The organism is Sphingomonas sp. Leaf30, assembly GCF_001422525.1.
Taxonomy (GTDB): domain Bacteria; phylum Pseudomonadota; class Alphaproteobacteria; order Sphingomonadales; family Sphingomonadaceae; genus Sphingomonas; species Sphingomonas aerolata.
Map to the genome: position 1 here is coordinate 147107 of NZ_LMKZ01000017.1, position 16064 is coordinate 163170.

Below are 16064 nucleotides of genomic sequence, written 5' to 3' on the forward strand. Positions count from 1 at the left end.
TACGCAAGAATGTGTCTTCATTATCGATCCAAGCGCAAGTCTGCTCGCTTGTGGTCCGGAACACGTAAGACTATAGGCCCTTTCACCATTTGGGGGTGGCTTCGAGACGCGGCTTTTCGCGCCGACCGGCCAGAGGGAGAGTGGTATGGCAACGGTAATGAATCGCGTAGACGAGCACGGTACCAATCTTGCAGCAGCCAATGATGCCGATGGCTATCGACCGACGGCGGACGAGCCGTTCATGAGCCTGCGTCAGCAGGCCTATTTCCGGCAGAAGCTGCAGCAATGGAAGGACGCTATCCTGCGGGAATCGCAAGAAACCTTGTCGCAGTTGCAGGTCGATTCGCTGCGCGAGGCGGATCTGACCGACCGTGCGTCGAGCGAAACCGACTGGTCGATCGAACTGCGGACCCGGGATCGCCAGCGCAAGCTCGTCTCGAAGATCGAGGCGGCGATCCGCCGGATCGACGATGGCGAATATGGCTATTGCGAAGTCACGGGCGAACCGATCAGCCTGGCACGCCTCGAGGCGCGGCCGATCGCGACGATGACCGTGGAGGCGCAGGAACGCCACGAGCGCAACGAAAAAATCTCCCGCGAGGACTGATATCGGGTCGGCGAACAGCGCATAGGCACGTGGTCCGCCTTCTGATATATGCGACGCATATCTCGACGTCGGGACACAGGAACACGGATGGACATGAGAAACCAAGGGTCGTTGGGCGCCGAGGGTGCGGCAGGGGCCGGCGCCGGGGAGTCCGTCGAGGATAGCGCAGACCCGGGCCAGAACCGGCCGGTCCGTGACAGTCTGCTGATGATCGCGCGGTTCAGCTATGCCGACGGTGCGGGTGTGTACGAGGTGCGGGTCCGCAACCTGTCGGAAGGCGGGCTGATGATCGAGTTCGATCGGCCACTCGCCGTCGATACGCCGGTCACGATCGACCTGCGCGGGATCGGTGAAGTTACCGGACGGGTGGCGTGGTGCACGCAGGGCCGTTTGGGAATCGCGCTCGACGAGACGATCGACCCGATGAAGGCGCGCAAGTCGGTCGGGCAGGGGCAGACGACGCCGACCTTCGCCAAGCCGATCGTGTTTCGCGAGCCGCGGTCACGGTAACCTCGTCTGTTAGAGCGGCGCAGCGGTAAGTTGCCGGTGACGGTCTAATAGAGGGGCTGACTGAAGAGGCGGTGGTGGCGTATCCGGCACCCCGCCAGTCCGGCTTTCCCGAGGGGGAAGGAATCGGAAAAGCCGGAACCGCGTGACGACAGGCCGATCGCCCGCCGCCACGAACGGCGTGGGGTTTAGAGGTTGGCGAGTTCTTCCTTCAGGCGAAGCTTCTGCTTCTTCAGTCCTGCGAGCGCCAGCGCGTCGGGCATAGGCCGGTGTACCTCTTCGGAAATCCGGCGGTCGAGCATTTGATGCTTGGTTTCCAGCGCAGCCTGGTGCGTCGTTTGCATGGTGGAAAAACTCCTTCTGCATTCGTGTTGGGGTCACGAGTAAACCATCGCCGCACCAAAAAGTCTTTAACGAAGATTGGTGAATCGACCGGGCGAGCCGTCGCGTGCGACGGCCCGAGTCCTGTGGCCCCCGACGGCGCGCGCCGGGTAGTTTTTGGTGCTCGCGCAATGCCATGCATTTGCTAAGGACCGCGTAGCAGGGGTGGGCGAAGGACATGATGGTGGACGAGGCACAGATCAGGGTCCGGCTGGACGAAATCCGGACCGAGCATCGCGACCTCGATTCGGCGATCGCCGCGCTCTGGTCGCTCACCGTTCCCGACCAGCTGCAGATCGCCCGGCTCAAGAAGCGCAAGCTGCGGCTGCGCGACGAAATTGCCGCGTTCGAGGACCAGTTGATCCCCGACATCATCGCCTGATCCGTCCGGGCAGGCACGAATGCGGGGCGTGATTTCGGCCAGCGCCTTCAAATCACGACATAATATTGATCAAGAGGTCGATCGAAGCGGCGCGTTTCGGGACACATCCTGGCGCATCGCGGCGTTTTCCCGATGGGCGCGGCGATGCGGCTATGGCAGTCGGGCAGAATGATTGGTCGACCGCCCGAACTGCCCCTGCAAGACCGCATGATCGGTGCGCTGTACCGTGAGGCGATGCGGCTGGCCGAAGAGGCGCGGGCCTATTTCGACGATACGGGACGGACCGACCGGGACGGGCTCGAACCGCTCGTCCGCGTCAGCCTGAGCTGTGAATCGCTCAAGGTCACGACCCGGTTGCTCCATGTCCTCGCGTGGTTGCTGACACAGCGCGCGGTCCAGGCTGGCGAACTCACGCGGGGCGAGGCGCTGGATCCGGCGCGGCGGCTCGGCGAGGCGCCTGTGACCGATGACGCGATGCTGGCAGCGTTTCCGCCCAGCGCGAGGGCGCTGATCACCGCGAGCATGCAGCTTCACCGGCGCGTCGCGCTGCTCGACGCCGCGCTCGATGCGCCACGGCCCGCCGCCAGCCCCGCCTTGTCGATGCAGGATCGCCTCGCCCGCGTGCTCTAGCGCGGCGGGCGGGGCGTACCGTCAGACGGGCCTAGGCTAGCCTAGGCTAGGCCGAGCCGGGTGCGTGCCGCGCGATATTCGCGCTCGAGCCGGTCGACCCGGTCGGCGACGCTCTCGACTGCGGTGACCGCGCCGATCCCCTGGCCCGATCCCCAGATATCCTTCCACGCCTTGGGCTTCGATCCACCCTCGGCATTGGCACCGCCCCCGAAGTTCATCGTCTTCAGATCGCCCTCGGGCAGCGCGTCGGGATCCATCCCCGCCGCGACGATCGACGCGCGCAGGTAATTGCCGTGCACGCCGGTGAACAGGTTCGAATAGACGATGTCCGCCGCGCGCCCTGCGACGATGCCGTCCTTATAGGCCTGGTCGGCATTCGCCTCGACCGTCGCGATGAAGGGCGAGCCGATATAGCCGAAATCGGCGCCCATCGCCTGCGCCGCGAGCACCGCGTCGCCGGTCGCGATCGCGCCCGACAGCGCGAGCGGACCGTCGAACCACTGGCGAATCTCCTGGATGATCGCAAAGGGCGACAGTCGTCCGGCATGGCCGCCGGCGCCCGCGGCGACCGCGATCAGGCCGTCGGCACCCTTTTCGATCGCCTTGCGCGCGAACCGATCATCGATGACGTCGTGCAGCGTGATCCCGCCCCAGCCATGCACCGCGGTGTTCAGATCCTCGCGCGCGCCGAGCGAGGTGATCACGATCGGCACCTGCCATTTGGCACAGGTTTCGAGATCGCGTTCGAGCCGGTCGTTCGACTTGTGGACGATCTGATTGACCGCGAACGGCGCGGCGGGGCGATCGGGATTGGCGCGATTGTGCGCGCTTAGCTCCTCGGTGATCCGGTGGAGCCATTCGTCGAGCATCGCCTGCGGTCGCGCATTGAGCGCCGGGAAGGATCCGACGATGCCCGCCTTGCACTGGGCGATCACCAGGTCGGGTCCGGAAATGATGAACAGCGGCGACCCGATCACGGGCAGGCGCAGGCTCTTTAGAATAGCGGGTACGGTCATGGCGCGTTTCATAGCGCAGCCGAAACGGCTGCGCCAGCACTCTGGTTAGAGCGGCAGTCACGTGTGATTGCCATGTGACCGCAAATGCTTAGAGCGGTCGGCATAGAATGTTCCGGAGATGTGCCGCCATGAAGTTTGCCGTTATCGCCCTGCTGGCGCTGTCCGTGTCTGCGCCCGCGCTTGCCGCAGGTCAGTTGCCGCGCAGTGTCGTGCCGATCCTGTACGATATCCAGGTGCGCCCGGACGCGAAGGCGATGACGTTCAGCGGCACCGAGACGGTGACCATCGACGTCAAGCAGGCGACCCGGACGATCCAGCTGAACGCGGCGGATTTGAACATCACGTCGGCGACGTTCGACGGCCGCCCCGCCACCATGAAGGCGGACGCTGCCGCGCAGCTGCTCACGGTGACGCTGCCAGCGGCGGCGAGCGTCGGGCGGCACAGCTTGGCCTTTGCCTGGACGGGCAAAATCAACCAGTCCGCGTCCGGGCTGTTCGCGATCGACTATGCCAATGCCGACGGCTCGTCGTCGCGGATGCTCGCGACGCAGTTCGAGGCCCCCGACGCGCGCCGGTTCGCACCGATGTGGGACGAGCCCGCGTTCAAGGCGAAGTTCCGTCTGTCCGCAGTCGCGCCGGGCGCTCAGCTGGCCTTCTCTAACATGCCTGCGACGGCGATCACGAAGCAGGCGGACGGCACACAGCTCTACAAGTTCGGCGAGACGCCGCTGATGTCGAGCTATCTGCTGTTCCTCGGCATGGGGGACATGGAGCGCAAGACGCTGATGGCCGGCAAGACCGAGATCGGCATCATCAGCCGCAAGGGCGTCGTCGATCAGGGCGACTATGCGCTCGCCGCCGCGAAGGACCTGCTGGCCTATTACAACGACTATTTCGGCCAGCCCTATCCGCTGCCCAAGATGGACATGATCGCGGGGCCGGGATCGAGCCAGTTTTTCGGCGCGATGGAGAATTGGGGCGCGATCTTCTATTTCGAGAATGAACTGCTGTTCGATCCGAAGCGCGCGACCGAAAGCGCCAAGCAGCGCATCTATACCGTCGTCGCGCATGAGATGGCGCACCAGTGGTTCGGCGATCTCGTCACCATGGCGTGGTGGGACGATCTGTGGCTGAACGAGGGGTTCGCTTCGTGGATGGAGGGCAAGTCGAGCGGCGTGCTCGTGCCCGCGTGGAAATCCGAGGCGGCCGCGGTGTCGGGCGAGCGCGAGGGGGCGATGGGGATCGACGCAACGTCCGCGACGCACCCGATCATCCGCAAGGTCGAGACCGTCGACCAGATCGGCGAAGCGTTCGACGGCATCACCTATTCGAAGGGGCAGGCCGTGATCGGCATGCTCGAATCAACGCTCGGCCCCGACGTGTTCCGCAAGGGCATCCGCAGCTACATGGCCAAGTATAAATACGGCAACACGGTCACCGAACAGCTCTGGGCCGAATTGTCCGCAGCCGCGGGCAAGCCGGTCGCCGAGATCGCGCACGACTTCACCTTGCAGGGCGGCGTGCCGCTGGTGACGATGACGGGCGCGACCTGCAATGGCGGCGTTACCACCGCCACGCTGACGCAGGGCCGGTTCGGGCTGGATGCGGCATCGAAGACGCCGCAGACCTGGCACGTGCCGCTGGTCGTGGGCAATCTCGGCGGTGCGCAGACGGCAACGATCGTCACCGGCGCGGCGCCGTCGCGAGTCACGATCCGGGGATGCGGTACGGTCGTCCTCAACCGCGGCAAGGGCAGCTATACCCGCGTGATGTACGACGATGCGGGGCATGCCGCGGTCGTCCGCGACTATGCCAGGCTAGACCTGGCCGACCGGCTGGGCACGCTGGGCGATGACTTCGCACTCGCGGCCGGCGGCTATCAGGACCTGTCGCGCTACTTCGCGGTGATGGACAAGGTCGGGCCGGACGCGGATCCGCTCGAATGGTCGTCGGTCGCAGGCGCGCTCGGGCGGATCACCGGGCTGTACGACGACACACCGCTCGAAGCGCCGCTGCGCGCGCGGTCGGTCGCTATCCTCGGCCCCGTGCTCGCGCGGATCGGCTTCGAGGCTAAACCGGGCGAATCGCCGCTGACGAGCAATTTGCGCGAGACGCTGGTCGGGCGGCTCGGCACCAATGGCGATATGGGCGTCGCGGACCGCGCGCGGCGCTACGTCGCGGCGCTGGCGACCGATCCGACCGCGATCCCGCCGGCGATCCGCCAGCCGATCCTGTCGACCTATGCCGTCAATGCGACCCCGGCGGAATGGGACGCGCTGCTGGCGCTTGCCAAGGCGGAGAAGAGCCCGGTTGCCAAGAACCGGTTCGTGACGCTGCTCGGGGCCGCGCGCGATCCCGCAACCGCGGGGCGGGCGCTCGCGCTGCTCAAGACCGACACGATCACCGCGCCGCAAAAGGCCGGGCTGCTCCGCGCCGTCGCGGGCGCGCATCCCGACCTGGCGTTCGACTGGGCGGTCGCGAACCGTGAGCTGGTCGAGAGCTTCCTCGAGGCGAGCACGCGATCGGGCTATATCGTCGGGCTCGGCGCGGGCTCGAACGATCCTGCGATGCCGGGCAAGATCAGCGCCTTCGCGGACAAGTATCTGCCCGCCTCGTCACGGGGCGGCGTGACGCGGTCGCTGTCGACGATCGCGGTCCGCAAGGCCGCCGCCGACCAGCTGCGTCCCGCCGTCACCAAATGGGTCGCCGGCTGACACAACGGCGCCGGATCCCGGGCGATGTCCCGGGATCCGGTGCTCACCCCTAGTCGATGCGCGTCAGTCCGGTTGCGCAGGCGCGGGCCTTCTCGACATAATGCTGGGCGGAGACGCGGAGCGCCGCGATCGCCTGCGCATCGAGCTGCCGGACCGCGCGGGCCGGGCTGCCGATGATCAGGCTGCCCGCGGGGAAGGTCTTGCCCTCGGTGACGAGCGCGCCGGCGCCGACGATGCAGTCCTCCGGGATCACCGCATGGTTGAGCAGGATTGCCCCCATGCCGATCAGCGACCGGTCGCCGACCGTGCAGCCGTGAAGGATCGCGTGGTGGCCGATCGTGCAGTCCTCGCCGATCCGAAGCGGCGCGCCGGGATCCGAATGGAGCATCGCGCCTTCCTGGATGTTGCTGCGCGCGCCGATGACGATCGGCGTATTGTCCGCGCGGACGACCGCCCCGAACCACACGCTCGCCGCCTCTCCGAGCTGGACATCGGCGATAAGGTCCGCGCTTGGCGCGACCCAGGCGGTCGGGTGGCAGGTGGGGCGTTTGTCGCCCAGGGCATAAAGCGGCATCGCAAGGTCTCTCCGTCGAACCCGCGGGCTGCGACGAAGCCCGAAACGACACCGCCGCACCGCAGATCATCGGTTCGATGTCTGCGATACGGCGGGATCGTCTGCAAGAGCGGCAGGACAGGCCGTCAGGCGACGGTATTTCAGGCGACGGGCGGCATGCCCTTGATCACCTTGTCGAGCGTCAGCGGATATTCGCGGATCCGGACGCCGCAGGCATTGTAGACCGCGTTCGCGACCGCAGCGCCGACGCCGCAGATGCCGAGCTCGCCGACACCCTTGGCCTTCATCGGTGACGACTTGGCGTCGGTCTCGTCCATGAAGAACACGTCCTGATACGGCACGTCGGCATGAACCGGGACATGATATTCGGCCATGTCGTGATTGACGAAATAGCCGAACCTTTTGTCGACGACCGCGTCTTCCATCAGCGCCGCACCGACGCCCATGGTCATCGCGCCGATGACCTGGCTGCGCGCCGATTTGGGGTTGAGGATCCGCCCGGCGGCAAACGCGCCGCTCATCCGGCGTACCCGAACCTCGCCGGTCGCCGAATCAACCGCGACCTCGACGAAATGCGCGCCGAAGGTCGACTGCGCATAGGTCTTGGTCAGATCGCCGAACTCGATCGAATCCTCGGCCGACAGGCCCGCATCGCCCGCCGCCTCGGCGAGCGAGACGCCGCGGTTGCCCGACTTCACCTTGCCGTCCTCGAAGACGATGTCGGTCGGGTTGAAGCCGAGCTTGCGTGCGACGGTGTCGCGCAGCGCCGAACAGGCGGCATAGACGCCCGCGGTCGAGCTGTTGCCGCCCCATTGGCCGCCCGAACCGGACGAGACGGGGAAGCTGCTGTCACCGAGCAGGACGATCACCTTGTCGAGCGGCACGCCCATCATCTCGGCTGCGGTTTGCGCGATGATCGTGTAGCTGCCGGTGCCGATGTCGGTCATGTCGGTGGCGACGGTGACGACGCCCTTCTTGTCGATCCCGACGCGCGCGCCCGACTTCATCGTGACATTGTCGCGGAAGGCGGACGCCATGCCCATGCCGATGAGCCAGCGGCCTTCGCGGACCTGGCCCGGCACGGGATTGCGCTTGTTCCAGCCGAACCGCTCCGCGCCCGTCCTGAGACAGCCGACGAGATCGCGGTGCGAGAAGGCGCGCTTGGGCGATTCGGGATCGACCTGCGTATCGTTGACGATGCGCAGCTGGACCGGATCCATCTTCAGCGTCTCGGCAAGCTCGTCCATCGCCGCCTCGAGCGCGAGCAGCCCGACCGCCTCGCCGGGGGCGCGCATCGCGTTGCCTTCAGGAAGGTCGAGCGTCGCGAGCCGCGTCGCGGTCATCCGGTTCGCGCCCGCATAGAGCAGCCGGGTGACGTTCGGCGCGGTCTCGGGTCCGCCACCGGGGAGATCGCCCGACCAGCTTTCATGCGCGATCGCGGTGATCGTGCCGTCCTTGCGCGCGCCGATCCGCAGCCGCTGGATCGTCGCCGGACGGTGCGTGGTGTTGTTCATGATCTGCGGACGGGTCAGCGCGACCTTGACGGGCTTGCCGCCGATCGCCCGCGAGGCGAGCGCGGCCATCACCGCATCGCTGCGGATCCAGAGCTTCGACCCGAAGCCGCCGCCGACGAAGGGCGACAGGACGTGGATGTCCTCCTTGGGAATGCCGAGCGTCTCGCTCATGTCGCGCACCGCCCAGTTGAGCATCTGGTTCGACGTCCACAGGGTCAGCTTCGACCCCGTCCACGCAGCGGTGGTCGCATGCGGTTCCATCATCGCATGGCTCTGATCGGGCGTGGTATAGGTCTGGTCGAGCTTGACCGGGGCCTTGGCAAACGCGCCGGCGAAGTCGCCGATCGCGGTATCGGGCTTGCCGTCCTTCGGCTTCACCGCGGCGGATTTCTCCGCGGCGAGATCGAACTTCCCTGCGCTGCGGGCATAGGTGACGCGGACCAGCTTGGCGGCAGCGCGCGCCTGTTCGAACGTCGACGCGACCACGATCGCGACCGCCTGATCGAAATGCTGGACGTCGGGGCCCGCGAGCATGCGGGCGGTATGCGCCTGCGCCTTGGCCACCGTACCGGCATTTTCATGCGTGACGACGGCGAGGACGCCTGGTGCAGCCTTGGCTTCGGCGAAATCGATCCGCTCGATCCGGCCCTTGGCGATCGCCGCGCCGACGATATAGCCATAGACCGCGCTCGGTGCGGCGTCGTTGCGTTCATAGGCATAGCGCGCGGTTCCGGTGGTCTTGCGCTTGCCGTCGATGCGGTCGACCGGTTGGCCGACGACCTTCATGCGGTCGATCGGGTTGGTCGTTGCGGGAGTGTCGAACTTCATGGCGATCAGGCCTTCGCTTCTTCGAGCACTGCGTGGATCGTGCGTTCGATCAGCGGCAGCTTGAATGCATTTTGCGACGTCGTGCGGGCACCAGCCAGAACGGCCGCGGCCGTGGCCTTGGCGCCCTTGGGCAGTTGCGCCTCGGCAGCTTCGACCCGCCACGGCTTGTGCGCGAGGCCGCCAAAGGCAAGGCGCCCGCGGCCATCGGGCTGGATGACCGCCGCGACCGACACCAAAGCGAACGCGTAGGAGGCACGGTCACGCACCTTCTGGTAGATGTGCGTGCCGCCAATCGGCTTTGGCAACGTGACCGCGGTGATCAGCTCACCCGAGGCGAGCGCGGTCTCGATATGCGGCGTCGTGCCCGGCAGCCGGTGGAAGTCGGCGATCGGGATGGCGCGTGTCTGGCCGGCCGAATTGACCGTCTCTACGGTCGCATCGAGCACTCGCATCGCGACCGCCATGTCGCTCGGGTGCGTCGCGATGCACGCATCGCTGGTCCCCATGACCGCGAGATTGCGGTTGAAGCCGCCGATCGCCGCGCAGCCGCTGCCCGGCTGGCGTTTGTTGCAGGGCTTGGTGGTATCGTAGAAATAGGGGCAGCGGGTCCGCTGGAGCAGATTGCCCGCGGTGGTCGCCTTGTTGCGCAACTGGCCGGACGCGCCTGACACGAGTGCCCGGCTGAGCACGCCGTAGTCCTTGCGGACGCGGGCGTCGGCGGCGAGGTCGGTGTTGCGAACCAGCGCACCGATCCGCAGGCCGCCGTCGCTGGTTGGTGCGATCGTATCGAGATCGAGGCCGTTGACGTCGATCAGATGCTGCGGCGTCTCGATCTGCAGCTTCATCAGGTCGAGCAGGTTGGTCCCGCCCGCGATGAACTTGGCGCCAGGCGTACGGACCGCCGCTGCCGCGGCGGCGCTCGCGGTCTTGGCGCGTTCGAAGGTAAAGGCCTTCATGCCATGCGCTCCGTGCCGGCGACGTCGTGGATCGCGTCGATGATGTTCGAATAGGCGCCACAGCGACAGATATTGCCGCTCATCCGCTCCTGAAGTTCGGCGGTCGTCACCTTCGGCTTGGCGGCGATGTCGCCGGTGGCATGGCTGGGGATGCCTTCCTTGATCTCGTTGAGCGTCGCGACCGCGGAGCAGATCTGGCCTGGCGTGCAATAGCCGCACTGATAGCCGTCATGCTTGACGAAGGCGGCCTGCATCGCGTGCAGCTTCTCCGGCGTGCCCAGACCCTCAATCGTGGTGATCGAGTCGCCCTCGTGCATCACTGCGAGCGTCAGACAGCTGTTGATCCGCCGGCCTTCGACGATGACCGTGCAGGCGCCGCACTGGCCGTGATCGCAGCCCTTCTTCGTGCCCGTCAGCTTCATCGTCTCGCGCAGCGCGTCGAGCAGGGTCGTCCGCGTATCGACCTCGATCAGGGTATTGCGGCCATTGACCTTGAGCGTCACCGGCATCGTCGTCGGCGGGGTCTGTTGCGGTGCCGCCACCTGCGCACCCACCGGGGTCCCGGTCAGGGTCGCGGTCGCTACGCCACCCGCGATCACGCCACGGCGCGATACGGGAAATCCGTCATTGCTGTTCATAAAGATCTAAAGCTCCCTGATCCGCTAACGAACGGATCGCCACGGAACCGGTTGCGTCGCCACGCCGGAATCCGCCCTAACTCGGAAAAAATAGGTATCAGGCGGCTGCCGCGCCATAGGGCGGGACCGAGATAATTGACGGTCTAAGCCAAAAGTCCCAGTCCGACACCGTCATTGACCCTTCAAATCGCACGCAATTCTGATATCGTCATGATCACGATCAAGGGATTGAGCGATGCAGAGTTACGCGCAGACGGTTGCTCGACTGAGGTCGATGGCTTTCCTCCTTGAGGAGGCGTTGCGCATCGCTGACGAGGGCGGCAACGCGCTGGTCGGGGCGAAGATCAGCGATTGTGTCGACTGGATCGAACAGGAGCTGACGTCGGTCAACGTGCGCGCCGCGCTCCATCCGATCACCGAACAGGGCAGCGCGGACCCCGCCTGAGGGGCTGGCGCTCGGCGAGTCGAAACCACGTCAGTCGTGGCGCCGGGGAAAGGTCCCGTTCTAGAGGATCGCCAGCTGGACCGTCCGGGCATGATCCGTCTCGGCGTTCGATCCGCTCGCGCGCGGCCGATGCCAGTTAAGGCGGCCGATAACGGCGGCGATCCGTGAACAGCGTCGCTCGCCCTGACTGTACGCGCTGCCGGTTGCCGCAGCGCGCGCGCAGTCCGCATCCTCGCGCTTTCATCGGTGCCGCGACTCGACGTCAAAAAAAGTCGGAGGTGGAGCGATGGACAGTCTGCGCCCCCTGTGCTCGGATCTGTGCAGAGGGGAACAGCATGAGACCGGTTTTCAGATCTAAAATGGCGCTGACCGCGGTCGCCGTGACGATGGCTTTTGGCATGACCCCAGGGGTGGCCCGCGCCCAGGTCGCAGATCCCCTAGCGATGACGACCGATCCCGCAGATCGCGAGGTGATGGCGGAGGCAGCGTCGGCGATTGCCGGACGATCGCCCGACATCGCCCGGCTCGATGCGGTCCTTGCCAAACTGCCGCGGCCGACGCCGCTGCGCGGCATGGTGCAGACGGTGCGGGCCGGTGTTCTCGCAAGCGCGCAGGCGACCGGCCCCGCGGTCGCGGCGATCGAGGAGGCGCTGCGGCTTCTGCCGGATGATCCGCGGCCGAAACTCGTCGCGACGGGAATCTATACGTTTTCCGGTTCGCCGCAGCGCGCCGCGGATCTCCTCATTCAGGCCAGCCGGCTTGCGCCGGAGATGACGCGGCATTTCGACCGCTACGTCGTCATGGCGTTGACGGGGCGTTTGACCGAGATCGGCGACCGGAGCCGGGCAGACCGGCTCAACGCCCGGCTTGGCGAGATCGGCTTCAGTTCGGGGCTCGCGCCCGAACGCTCGACCGCAGCCTTGTCCCGCACGCGCGAGGCGATGCGGATGTCGACAGGCGCATCGACTGACGAGGCGGCAAACCTCGTCACGACGATCGGCGATCCGGACGATCTGCTCACACTCTATATCGACCGACGCTATGCGCCGCTCTGGCCGCGGATCGCGGAATGGGCCGGGGCCGATCTCGCTGCCCAGTCGCGGCGCTACCTCGACGAGCTGCGCGGCGACTGGGCGGCGGCTGCCGATTTCGACACCGCTACGCCCTATGCGCGTCGCCTTTCCCGCCTCGAGGCGTATCCCGCGGTGCTCGGCCTGTTCCTGCCAATGTTCGACGGGATCGACACCGGAGCGGCGGTGCCAGTGGAGGCGCGTGCCGCGGGCGCGCCGCGGGGCGAGGGCGTGTTCCTCGCGCCGATCGTCGCCAGGGCGCTGGCGCATCAGGGGCGCTATGACGAGGCGCAGGCATTGCTGGCCAGGGTCGCGACGACCGTGCCGGCCGACGACCAGGGCAATGGCCTCAATCTCGACGGCGCCTATCTGCAGCTGGCGGCGATGGAGACCGACTGGCCGCAGGTCCTCACGCGCGCCGACGTCTTTCTCGATCGGGCGAAACGATACGGGAGCAACGTCAACCGCGCGTCCGTCCTGCTCGTCAAAGCCTGGCAGGCCTGTGCGCTCGCCCGGACTGGACAGAGCGCTGCCGCCGAACCCGTCACCGCAGAGGTGCTGTTGGACGAAGCGCTGGTGCCGGGCGCCGCGATGCAGATGTATGTCTGTCGGGGCGACCAGGCCGCGGCGCGCGCGCTCGTCATCCGCCGGCTCGCTGACGAGACGACCCGCGACTGGGCGCTGCGCTATGTCCAGCCGACCGGCTCCGCAACGACGACGCCGCTCGACCGGTTGACGGACCCGGTCGACGACGCGGTCCGGACCGCGCCCGACGTCGTCGCCGCGGCGACGCGGGTAGGGCGGATCCTGCCGAATCCCGTCAGCGTCGGGCTGCCGCAGGGGTTCGATCCGTTCCGCCTCCAACCGCGGACGACGCCGCTGGACGCGAACGCCGTCTAGGCGGCCGCGACGCCGATCGACCTCAGTCGCCGCACTGGGTCATCGGCACCGGCGCCGAATCGATCCTCACGTCGGATACCGACACCCCAAGCGCGCCGTCGGTCGCGAGCACGAAGGGTGCGGTGACATCCGCCATGTCGACACCGCGCTTGGCAAAGCATTGCAGCGGCACGACGACCTGGCGCCATTCGCCCGGCGTACCGGTCGCGAGCGTCCTGGTGATCGGGACGCTCACCACGGCACCGTCATGGCTGACCATGCCGATCGTGACGGGTGCGCTGGCGGCGCGATCGACGCGCAGGTCGACGACGAGGCTCAACTCGCCATTGCTCTCCCGCGTGAGATCGAGCGGACGATCCGCCTCGATGCGTGCCTCGGCCGCACCGCCCGACCAGACGAGGCTGCGTGCATCCTCCTGGCGGCGGCGGTCGACCGCCGAGGCGGTGAGCCGCCGGTTCGTCGTCGTCGCATTGACGCCAAGGAGGCGGACCTTCGACTGTCCCTGTTCGGCGAGGACGAGCGACCAGCCTTCGGGGACGCGACCCTTGCCGAACACGATGCCGCTCGATGCCACGGCGAGTCCGGCGGGGCGCGTCTCGTCGAGCTTCGGGACGGTGCCCGGCTTCGCGTAGCTCAACCCATAGCCATAGGCGAACAGCGGATCATAGCCGGGGTCCGCGCGGTTGAGCACATATTGATCGGGGCGTTTGGGCCAGGAGAAGCTGAGCTTGCCGCGAAAGTCGTTCGCGATGCGCCCGTCCTTGGTGCGGAACAGCACGTCGGCGACGCCGCCGCCCTCGCTGCCCGGCAGGAACGCCGCGACGAACGCATCGGCGGCGTTGAGCTCGGCGTTCACCCAGAGCGGCCGGCCGGAGAGGAATACCGCCACCACCGGCACGCCCGCCGCCTTGAGCTTGCGCAGCAGCGCGAGATCGGCCTTGTCGTCGGGGCTATAGTCGAGCGTCGGGCGGTCGCCCTTGAACTCGGCATAGGGCTGTTCGCCGAACACGACGATCGCCGCATCGGGTTTCTTCGCGAAGCCGCCGTTCGCCGACAGCGTCGCGGTGCCGCCCGCCGCCTTGACCGCCGCGTCGATGCCCGACCAGATCGACTGGGCATTGGGGAAGTTCGCATTGGTGAGGCCGCTACCCTGCCAGGTCAGCGACCAGCCGCCCGCCTGTTGCGCGATATCGTCGGCACCGCCGCCCGCGACCAGGATGTTGGCCGAGGGCTTGAGCGGCAACAGCCCGCCTTGGTTCTTGAGCAGTACCAGCGATTCGCGCACCGCCCGCCGTGCGATCGCACGATGGTCGGCCGCGCCGATCCGCTCCATCTTGCCCGCGAGCGCGCGTGACGACGGGCGACCGCGATCAAATGTGCCGGCGCGCAGCTTGACGCGGAGGATGCGGCGGACCGCGTCGTCGAGCCGAGCGGCGGAGATCTCGCCCGACTGCGCCTGTTTCAGCGTGTTGGCGTAGAGCGTCTTCCAGCCGCTGCCCGAATACATGAACATGTCGAGCCCAGCGTTGATCGCAGCGGCGCAGCTCTCGTTCGAACAGCCCTCGACTTGGCCGTGGCCGTTCCAGTCACCGACGACGAAGCCGTCGAAATGGAGCCGGTCCTTGAGCACGCCGGTCAGCAGGCTCTTGTTGCCGTGCATCTTGGCGCCGTTCCAGCTCGAGAAGCTCGCCATCACCGACTGGGTGCCGGCCTCGATCGCGGCGGGGTAGCCACCGAGATGGATGTCGCGCAACGCCGTTTCGGGGATCAGCGCATCGCCCTGGTCGCGCCCGCCGGTGCCGCCGTCGCCGAGGAAATGCTTGGTCGTCGCGATCACGCGGTCGGGGGCAAGGAAATCCCTGGTGCCGACCTTGCCCTGCACGCCCTCGATCACCGCGCCGGCAAAATCGGCCTGGACCGCGGGTTCTTCCGCATAGCTTTCATAGGTGCGGCCCCAGCGATCGTCGCGAACCACCGCGAGCGTCGGCGCGAAGGTCCAGTCGATCCCGGCTGCGGCGGTCTCGATCGCGGTCACGTGACCGATCTCGCGCATCAGGTCACGGTCCCGCGTCGCGCCAAGGCCGATATTGTGCGGGAAGAGCGTCGCACCGGGGATGTTGTTGTTGCCGTGCACCGCGTCGGTACCCCAGATCACCGGAATGGCGGGCCGACCGTCGCTGCGCTCCATCGACGCATCGTAAAAGGCATCCGCGAGCTTCAGCCACTCGATCGGCGGCGCAAGATCGTCGCCGTTCGGCCCCGAATTGCCCCCGTTTAGGATCGAGCCGAGCTTGTAGGTACGCAGGTCGGCGGGGGTGATGCTGGCGATGTCGACCTGGATCAGCTGGCCGACCTTGTCCTCGATCGACATGCGCGCGACGATCCCGTCGAGCCGCGTCTCGATCTTCGCATCGCGCAAAGGCATGGCCTTGGCGGTCGGCCAGAGACCTGGATTCGCGACCGCCGAAAGCGGTGTGGACGCCGGGCTCGCGGCTGGCACGGCAGATGTCGGAGCAGATGTCGGGGCAGGGGCAGGGGCAGGGGGCGGCGAGGCTGGCGGTCGCGACGCGATCGGCGCGGCCGCGGTCTGTAGCAGCAGTGCGATCGTCACCGATGAGAAACCCGTCGACATCCTTATCTCCCTGATCCCGGTTCGAAGCGCTTCGACTGATGCCGACGCCCCCGGGCATTGCCACCCTGCTATCGCCGCAGCGGGCCGTCGGGCAAATCATTTACGTTACAAGGTAAGGGAAGGATCGAGCTGGCGTCCGAACTTCGGTGTTGTCTGCCACCGCTCGGTAGCCCCGTATAAGCGTCACGGGGGCCCAGAACGCGTCAGGGCGCGAAAATTGCCATAAAAGTGAAATTTGCGTTTGACGGGATTGCGGATGGGCCCTAGAGG

14 protein-coding genes are annotated in these 16064 nt (G+C 66.9%); 7 read left to right on the plus strand and 7 right to left on the minus strand.

From position 1 onward, the window contains the following. Nucleotides 1-145: 145 nt before the first annotated feature. Both dksA and ASE89_RS13700 read left to right on the plus strand, forming a co-directional pair. The gene (dksA, locus tag ASE89_RS13695; protein ID WP_031393916.1) at nucleotides 146-607 is read left to right on the plus strand and encodes an RNA polymerase-binding protein DksA; all 462 of its coding nucleotides are present in this window, start codon (nucleotides 146-148) and stop codon (nucleotides 605-607) included. Nucleotides 608-694: 87 nt separating this feature from the next. After that, nucleotides 695-1117 carry a PilZ domain-containing protein gene (locus tag ASE89_RS13700; RefSeq protein WP_235188463.1) on the plus strand — a complete coding sequence of 141 codons (423 nt, stop codon included), beginning with the start codon at nucleotides 695-697 and terminating at the stop codon, nucleotides 1115-1117. 185 nt (nucleotides 1118-1302) lie between these two features. Here the strand turns inward: ASE89_RS13700 and ASE89_RS19965 are convergent, their stop codons facing one another. Beyond that, nucleotides 1303-1458, minus strand: coding sequence for a YdcH family protein (locus tag ASE89_RS19965; RefSeq protein ID WP_081874429.1), 156 nt, complete (start codon nucleotides 1456-1458; stop codon nucleotides 1303-1305). A 221-nt stretch (nucleotides 1459-1679) separates the two neighbouring features. Here ASE89_RS19965 and ASE89_RS13705 point away from each other — a divergent pair, with 221 nt between their 5' ends. Further along, entirely contained in the window at nucleotides 1680-1877 is a 198-nt protein-coding gene (locus tag ASE89_RS13705) for a YdcH family protein (RefSeq protein WP_031393918.1), read from the plus strand. Nucleotides 1878-2045: 168 nt separating this feature from the next. Beyond that, nucleotides 2046-2507, plus strand: coding sequence for a DUF1465 family protein (locus tag ASE89_RS13710; protein ID WP_031441823.1), 462 nt, complete (start codon nucleotides 2046-2048; stop codon nucleotides 2505-2507). Nucleotides 2508-2548: 41 nt separating this feature from the next. Here ASE89_RS13710 and ASE89_RS13715 read toward each other — a convergent pair whose 3' ends face one another. Next, nucleotides 2549-3523 (minus strand): NAD(P)H-dependent flavin oxidoreductase, encoded by a 975-nt coding sequence (locus ASE89_RS13715; protein ID WP_056678853.1) that lies wholly within the window; start codon nucleotides 3521-3523, stop codon nucleotides 2549-2551. Between the two features lie 128 nt (nucleotides 3524-3651). Between ASE89_RS13715 and ASE89_RS13720 the strand changes: the two genes are divergently transcribed. Further along, nucleotides 3652-6237: a M1 family metallopeptidase gene (locus ASE89_RS13720; RefSeq protein WP_056678787.1), complete on the plus strand. Its 2586-nt coding sequence runs from the start codon at nucleotides 3652-3654 to the stop codon at nucleotides 6235-6237. Between the two features lie 49 nt (nucleotides 6238-6286). On the opposite strand, the gene ASE89_RS13725 is transcribed toward ASE89_RS13720, so the two are convergent. The 4 genes from ASE89_RS13725 to paoA all read right to left on the minus strand — a co-directional run bounded on the left by ASE89_RS13725 (nucleotide 6287) and on the right by paoA (nucleotide 10747). After that, nucleotides 6287-6811: a gamma carbonic anhydrase family protein gene (locus ASE89_RS13725; RefSeq protein WP_056678790.1), complete on the minus strand. Its 525-nt coding sequence runs from the start codon at nucleotides 6809-6811 to the stop codon at nucleotides 6287-6289. Nucleotides 6812-6951: 140 nt separating this feature from the next. Beyond that, nucleotides 6952-9153 (minus strand): aldehyde oxidoreductase molybdenum-binding subunit PaoC, encoded by a 2202-nt coding sequence (gene paoC, locus ASE89_RS13730; RefSeq protein WP_056678793.1) that lies wholly within the window; start codon nucleotides 9151-9153, stop codon nucleotides 6952-6954. A gap of 5 nt (nucleotides 9154-9158) precedes the next feature. After that, entirely contained in the window at nucleotides 9159-10109 is a 951-nt protein-coding gene (locus tag ASE89_RS13735) for an FAD binding domain-containing protein (RefSeq protein ID WP_056678795.1), read from the minus strand. After that, a complete protein-coding gene (gene paoA, locus ASE89_RS13740; RefSeq protein ID WP_037529025.1) occupies nucleotides 10106-10747 on the minus strand; it encodes an aldehyde dehydrogenase iron-sulfur subunit PaoA in 642 nt (213 codons plus the stop codon). The genes ASE89_RS13735 and paoA overlap by 4 nt, the downstream gene beginning before the upstream one ends. 274 nt (nucleotides 10748-11021) lie before the next feature. On the opposite strand from paoA, the gene ASE89_RS20545 reads away from it, so the two are divergent. Both ASE89_RS20545 and ASE89_RS13745 read left to right on the plus strand, forming a co-directional pair. Then, nucleotides 11022-11192, plus strand: coding sequence for a hypothetical protein (locus ASE89_RS20545; RefSeq protein WP_156363498.1), 171 nt, complete (start codon nucleotides 11022-11024; stop codon nucleotides 11190-11192). 443 nt (nucleotides 11193-11635) lie between these two features. After that, nucleotides 11636-13162 carry a hypothetical protein gene (locus tag ASE89_RS13745; protein ID WP_168427683.1) on the plus strand — a complete coding sequence of 509 codons (1527 nt, stop codon included), beginning with the start codon at nucleotides 11636-11638 and terminating at the stop codon, nucleotides 13160-13162. A 22-nt stretch (nucleotides 13163-13184) separates the two neighbouring features. On the opposite strand, the gene ASE89_RS13750 is transcribed toward ASE89_RS13745, so the two are convergent. After that, nucleotides 13185-15794, minus strand: a complete 2610-nt coding sequence (locus ASE89_RS13750; RefSeq protein ID WP_056678801.1) for a glycoside hydrolase family 3 protein — start codon at nucleotides 15792-15794, stop codon at nucleotides 13185-13187. Between the last annotated feature and the right edge of the window lie 270 nt (nucleotides 15795-16064).